We start from the raw sequence: 6,078 nt of genomic DNA, 5'->3' as shown, positions 1-6,078 counted from the left end.
TGGAGAGTCCGGATCTCTGAAAGCAAAAAACCCGCCATTGGCGGGTTCTTCTAAATATGGTGCCCGGACTCGGAATCGAACCAAGGACACGGGGATTTTCAATCCCCTGCTCTACCGACTGAGCTATCCGGGCAACGGGGCGCATTAAACCGTATTGGCAGTTGGTCGTCAACGGCTTTTTAGCAGATTACCCTTCTGCGGCGTTTGAGTGATGTTTTTTAAAGCAAACACTTGCCGAAAAGCCTATTTTACAGTCAAAAATCCCCCAATCGCTATTACCGTCGAGAAAGTTTCACAGCTGAAGTGTTTTACCCACTTCCTGCCCAAGCTGCTGCTTAAGATAATTGATAAATACGCTAATCCGCGCCGGCAGATGTTTACGATAGGTATAAACGGCATAAATATCCGCCGCGGGGGCCAGATATTCGGTCAATAAAGGCACCAGCTCGCCCTGCTGCAAGTTTTTTTGGATATCCCACCATGAGCGCAAAATAATACCGTGCCCGTCACGAGCATAGTTAACTACTGTTTCGCCATCATTGCTGGACAAGTCTCCACTGACCTTTTGCACATACTCTTTGCCCTCTCTGGTGAAACGCCACAGTGAATAATCACTCTCATATTGCCTTAAAACAATACAGTTGTGATGGGCCAGATCGGTCACGCTCTCGGGGATGCCATTTTTATCCAAATACTCTGGGGAAGCACAAACGACTCGTGAGTTACTCATTAGCTTAATGGCAACCAATCGTGAATCTGGAGGCTCACCCACGCGGAGATCAATATCGACACTATTATCCAGAAAATTCAGCGGTTGGCTGGTGAGCTGTATATCAATATCCAGATTAGGATGCAGCCGATGAAATGAAGAAATTAAAGGAGCAATAAAGCGACGGCCAAAACCAAACGAGGCATTAATGCTAAGCCTGCCGGTTAATAGAGCCTGACTATTTGATACTGCATTCTCAAGTTCGGCCAGCTGGTTAATGATCGGCCGAGCACCCTCGGCATAACGCTCCCCTTCTACAGTCAAATCTAGCCGACGTGTTGTCCTTAACACCAACTGCACGCCCAAACGCTGTTCAAGCTGAGTTAATCGCTTGCTGACCGCTGGAAGGGTCAACCCCATCTCGCGCGCTACTGCCGTTAGGCTACCGAAGCGGGTAATAAGAGTGAAAAATCTTAGATCGTCGATAGAAGACATCATTATTCACTTTTAGTTAAGAATGCCTTAAATATTTAGCAAATTGTTGCCCGCCTGAGAAGTAATTACACTCAAAAGAATCCAATAATGATAAGAGGCCCTCAAAATGTCTGATAGAACACATAGAATAGCCGTTATTCCTGGCGATGGTATTGGTAAAGAAGTGATGCCAGAAGGCATCAGAGTGATGAAAAAAATCGCTGCCAGGCACGGTATTAATATTGAGTGGCAATGGTTTGATTTTGCCAGTGCAGATTATTATCTCGAGCATGGAAAAATGCTGCCAGATGATTGGTATGTCACTCTAAAAGAATTTGATGCAATCTATTTTGGTGCCGTAGGCTGGCCTGATGTCGTTCCCGATCACGTTTCGCTGTGGGGATCATTACTGCAGTTCAGACGCGAATTCGATCAGTATGTTAATTTACGGCCCGTACGCCTGATGCCTGGAGTCAAAGCACCTTTAGCTGGAAGAAAGCCTGGAGACATTGATTTTTACGTCGTTCGGGAAAATACCGAAGGCGAATACTCAAGCGTTGGCGGGATTATGTTCCCTGATACCGATCGGGAAATTGTGATTCAGGAAACGGTAATGACCCGCACTGGCGTTGACCGCATACTTAAATACGCTTTTGAATTGGCGCAAAAAAGACCCAAAAAGCACCTAACCTCAGCCACAAAATCCAATGGCATCGCTATTACTATGCCTTATTGGGATAAGCGGGTTGTTGAGATGGGTAAAGGTTATCCTGAAGTGAACGTCGATAAATATCATATAGATATTCTTACCGCGAATTTTGTTCTGCATCCAGATTGGTTTGATGTGGTAGTTGCCAGTAACTTATTCGGCGATATCCTTTCAGACCTCGGCCCTGCTTGCACCGGCACTATTGGCATTGCGCCATCAGCTAATATTAATCCAGAAGGTAAATTCCCTAGTCTGTTTGAGCCGGTGCACGGATCTGCTCCTGATATTGCCGGTAAAGGTATCGCCAATCCAATTGGGCAAATATGGTGCGGTGCAATGATGCTGGAACACTTGGGCTATGAGCAGGCAGGCGCAGAAGTGTTGCAGGCTATAGAGAAAGTGCTGAGTCTTGGACCTGATAACGCCCCTCTTACAGGCGATCTTGAGGGAAAAGGCGACACACGTGCCTTGGGGCAGGCCATCGCCGACATGCTATAAACTTTACAGCTACTTTAACGGCTTAGGGTGCAAGTGAAGTTAAAGTTGTTGAGAAATTCGCTTAAAATATGATTTATCCTAGCCCGAGCGGTGGTGATTTCACTATCGCTCGGCGTCTCCCTGCTGATACAATTCCCACCAGTTACTCGCTAATTTAAACTAAAAATAAGATTAAACTGAGGGAAATCCTATTGTACTGGAATAGCCTGACTTATTTCGGGGACAGTATGCTTTTACTGCCTACCGGAATTATTATTGCCTTTTTTATGGCCTGGAAGGTCACCGGTCGTTTCACGCCATTGGCGTGGTTATTTACCTTTGGGATAAGTGGATTTTTAGTCTGCATTTCGAAACTGCTTTTTTTGGGCTGGGGAATTGGCAGCACACGTTATAACTTTACCGGTTTCAGCGGCCATACCACGATGTCAGCCACTATTTGGCCAGTTTTATTATGGCTTTTAAGTGGTGGATTACATAAAAGGTTACGACAGGTAACGATAGCCGTAGGATTTTTGTTACCCGTACTCATTGGCTACAGTAGAGTAATATTAGGTGCGCATTCCCCAAGTGAAGTAATTACTGGATTAATTATAGGGTTAAGTGCTAGCAGCATATTTCTTATTACTCAGCGTCATCAAATAGTTAAAGCTTTCACTTTTTCTCAACTGGCAATAATGCTAATTGTGCCGATTCTATTGGTGAGTAGAGGCAAACAGGCAACGACACAAAATATGATTGAGCAGTTTGCTGAACATATTACTGGCCATCCTGCCTGGACTCGTGAAAAACTACTCAGCCAATTAGGTTAAAAAACTCGACATTGTTATTTATTATACGGTGTCGGAGTTTTAATATTGATCAACTTTTTTTCAAGTCCATTTAATGCCCCAAGCCAGTAGCCATTAAATGAAGGAACCTAGCTGATATGACTGAAGCAATATTCATAAATTCTGGAAATGCCGGGATTTTTCCCCGCTTCATCCGTTATCTGCTACTGCCGCTTATTTTATTGATTGTCAGTGGATGTGGCGATAAAGAGCAGGCCCAGCAGCAGGCGTTTACTGACTTTCTACAGGCTAGCCTTCTCTCCAGCCAATCGATAAAAGTCCCTGAATTAACTTCAGATCAGCAAATTAAATTTGGGCATTATGCAAAAGACTATAAGATTATTACTGACTTCCATCGCAAGCTCGACACAGAGCTTAATTCATCTTTAGTTCCAGTATTTACCAATATGAATGCAGTGACTTCAGTAAATGCCTTACTGGAACAGCGCAACGATTTACAAAAAATGGCGCAAACCAGTCAGCAATGGCTTGATGAATTAAAGACAATACGTCAGCAGGCTGATGCGCAGCGCGATACATTGAAGCAGCCTGTAGCGGTGAAAAAAGTTTATGACCAGGCCTATAACAAAGTGGTTTCGCAGCCAGCCGCAGTCGCGGAGAAAATATATACGCTGCTTCCGGAAGTATTAAACCAAATTGTTATCAAGGCCGATTTTATTAAAAGTCAGGGTAAAAATGTCACTATTTCTGGCAGCACACTGCAATTTTCGTCACAGGCTCAACTAGATAAATACGCGGCTATCCAGAAACAATTGGTACCGCTTAATGCTCAGTTGATGGTTCTAAGCCGACAGATGCAGCAGATGGTCAACTAATATTCTTGCGCTGAAAATAGGTAATTCGTTTGGGCGCGACTATTAACCGGTTATTGGCCTATCAAAAAACTAAACCGATTCTTAGTCAGCCTTGCTTTAATGGCACGCGTGAGCAACCGCTTGATTATTCTCGGCACGACGCCAATCACCCGGCGTTTGCCCAAACTGACGTTTGAAACTGCGGGTGAATGACTGCTGAGAGTCGAAGCCCAGAGAAATGGCTACACTGACGATAGTCTCAGCGCTGCTTGCCAGCATATCTGCCGATTTTTTCATTTTCTGCTGACGAATGTATTCACCCATCGGTAATCCGGTGTGTTCTTTGAACATTCTTTGCAAGTGCCAACGAGAATACCCCGCACGTTTGGCTACGGTTTTAATATCCAGTCGTTCTTCCAGATTGTGATCAATCCAGTCAATAAGATCGTGAATAAAATCTTCAGTTTTCATTTCCGCTCTCCCACTATGGTTTTGCTCCCTCTCAAGGAGAGCATTCGTTAAGGCTGACGCAGTTTTCGATAAAATGCAAGTTTTACTATTGCATTTTAATCGCTTCACGCAGATAGTTACAGCTCCTCACAAAATGGCTTTTCGCTATAGCACATAAAGTGCAACAATAATTCTTGCAGTTTAATAGCGCGCTCCCTACAATCCCCTCGAGTTAATGTATCAGTTATTGATACCTTATTGCACCTATGACAGATGCAAATCCCAAAAAAACGGCGCAGGTGAAGGACGTTCCCCGGTGGACAGGACCGATGGAGTTGCCTGCCGCAGTATTCACTGGAAATAAAAATAATGATTAGCCTGCAAAATTCTTATCTGCGGCCCACTGGTCGTCGCCATACGGCGCACATTATCGCGCCACTTTCTGGGCTAGCGTTGATGATCGCTTTACTTTCAGGGTGTGATAACAGCGTGGCGCAAAACGCAGCGCCGCCCGCTCCGGCAGTCAGCATGGCCAACGTTTTAATTAAACCTATCAAACAGTGGGACGAATTTACCGGCCGTATCGAGGCAGTACAAATCGTTCAATTGCGGCCACGCGTTTCGGGATACATCGATAAAGTAAATTATCAGGAAGGCGATGAAGTCAGGAAAGGCCAAGTGCTATTTACCATCGATGACCGTACCTATCGCGCTGCTCAGGAACAGGCGCAGGCCCAACTGGTGCGAGCCAAAAACCAGGCTACTCTGACGCGCAGTGAGTCAGCACGTACAGAAAAACTGGTGAGTTCGGAGGCGATTTCCCGCGAGCTATGGGAACAGCGTCGCTCCGCTGCTGCTCAGGCTCAGTCAGACGTTTTAGCGGCTCAGGCCCAGTTGGATATGGCGCAGCTTAACCTCGACTTTACCCGCGTGATTGCGCCGATTGATGGCAAAGCCAGTCGCGCAATGATCACCGCAGGCAATCTGGTTACCGCGGGTGACAGTGCCAGCGTGCTGACGACTCTGGTCTCACTCGACAAAGTTTACGTCTATTTCGACGTTGATGAGGGCACTTTCCTGCGTTATCAGGCGATTGCGCGGGCGGCCAAGCAGAGCAATGAGCCTCTTCCAGTACACGTCGGTCTAGTCGGTGAAAACGGCTATCCGCATCAGGGCGTGCTTGACTTCACCGACAACCAGTTAACCTCCAGCACCGGTACCATTCGCATGCGTGCCGTGCTCGACAACCGCGATCGCAGCTTCACGCCAGGCCTGTTTGCCCGCGTGCAAATGCCGGGCAGTGCCGAATATAACGCCTTGTTAATTGACGATAAAGCCGTACTCACCGATCAAGACCGCAAGTTTGTTTACGTGGTGGATCAGAGCGGAAAAGCGCAGCGCAGAGATATCCAGATAGGTGGCTTGTCAGGTGGATTGCGCATTGTGCAGCACGGCTTGCAGGCAGGAGATCGCGTGGTCGTCGATGGCGTACAAAAAGTCTTTATGCCGGGGATGTCAGTCAACGCCAAGAGCGTAGATATGGCTAAAAATCTAACACCCGCTGCCGCTGATCAAGCCCAGTAACAGGATCGACAC

At 46.4% G+C, this 6,078-nt stretch carries 6 protein-coding genes and 1 tRNA gene; 4 read left to right on the top strand and 3 right to left on the bottom strand.

Annotated elements, in window-relative coordinates; genetic code table 11:
• Positions 1–57 precede the first annotated feature (57 nt).
• Positions 58–133, bottom strand: a tRNA-Phe gene (locus SPM24T3_RS22645).
• A gap of 159 nt (positions 134–292) precedes the next feature.
• Positions 293–1,204, bottom strand: coding sequence for a LysR family transcriptional regulator (locus tag SPM24T3_RS22640; protein ID WP_009639170.1), 912 nt, complete (start codon positions 1,202–1,204; stop codon positions 293–295).
• A 106-nt stretch (positions 1,205–1,310) separates the two neighbouring features.
• On the opposite strand from SPM24T3_RS22640, the gene SPM24T3_RS22635 reads away from it, so the two are divergent.
• The 3 genes from SPM24T3_RS22635 (at position 1,311) to SPM24T3_RS22625 (ending at position 4,053) form a co-directional block, all read left to right on the top strand.
• On the top strand, positions 1,311–2,390 hold the full coding sequence (locus SPM24T3_RS22635; RefSeq protein ID WP_009639169.1) for a tartrate dehydrogenase: 1,080 nt from the start codon (positions 1,311–1,313) through the stop codon (positions 2,388–2,390).
• Between the two features lie 191 nt (positions 2,391–2,581).
• Positions 2,582–3,199 carry a phosphatase PAP2 family protein gene (locus SPM24T3_RS22630; RefSeq protein WP_009639168.1) on the top strand — a complete coding sequence of 206 codons (618 nt, stop codon included), beginning with the start codon at positions 2,582–2,584 and terminating at the stop codon, positions 3,197–3,199.
• 116 nt (positions 3,200–3,315) lie between these two features.
• Complete coding sequence (locus tag SPM24T3_RS22625; RefSeq protein ID WP_009639167.1) at positions 3,316–4,053, top strand: DUF3053 family protein; 738 nt, start codon at positions 3,316–3,318, stop codon at positions 4,051–4,053.
• Positions 4,054–4,149: 96 nt separating this feature from the next.
• Here the strand turns inward: SPM24T3_RS22625 and SPM24T3_RS22620 are convergent, their stop codons facing one another.
• Complete coding sequence (locus SPM24T3_RS22620) at positions 4,150–4,503, bottom strand: helix-turn-helix domain-containing protein (protein WP_009639166.1); 354 nt, start codon at positions 4,501–4,503, stop codon at positions 4,150–4,152.
• Positions 4,504–4,938: 435 nt separating this feature from the next.
• On the opposite strand from SPM24T3_RS22620, the gene SPM24T3_RS22615 reads away from it, so the two are divergent.
• Positions 4,939–6,066: an efflux RND transporter periplasmic adaptor subunit gene (locus tag SPM24T3_RS22615; RefSeq protein WP_071988475.1), complete on the top strand. Its 1,128-nt coding sequence runs from the start codon at positions 4,939–4,941 to the stop codon at positions 6,064–6,066.
• Positions 6,067–6,078: the final 12 nt, after the last annotated feature.

It is taken from the genome of Serratia sp. M24T3, assembly GCF_000257645.1.
GTDB lineage: Bacteria > Pseudomonadota > Gammaproteobacteria > Enterobacterales > Enterobacteriaceae > Rouxiella.
This window is presented reverse-complemented; position numbering and strand designations above follow the sequence as displayed.

Bases quoted from the DNA above. Each gene is read 5' to 3' on its own strand.
- SPM24T3_RS22625 (WP_009639167.1), top strand. From the start codon at position 3,316: ATGACTGAAGCAATATTCATAAATTCTGGAAATGCCGGGATTTTTCCC.
- SPM24T3_RS22615 (WP_071988475.1), top strand. From the start codon at position 4,939: ATGATCGCTTTACTTTCAGGGTGTGATAACAGCGTGGCGCAAAACGCA.
- SPM24T3_RS22620 (WP_009639166.1), bottom strand. From the start codon at position 4,503: ATGAAAACTGAAGATTTTATTCACGATCTTATTGACTGGATTGATCAC.
- SPM24T3_RS22635 (WP_009639169.1), top strand. From the start codon at position 1,311: ATGTCTGATAGAACACATAGAATAGCCGTTATTCCTGGCGATGGTATT.
- SPM24T3_RS22640 (WP_009639170.1), bottom strand. From the start codon at position 1,204: ATGTCTTCTATCGACGATCTAAGATTTTTCACTCTTATTACCCGCTTC.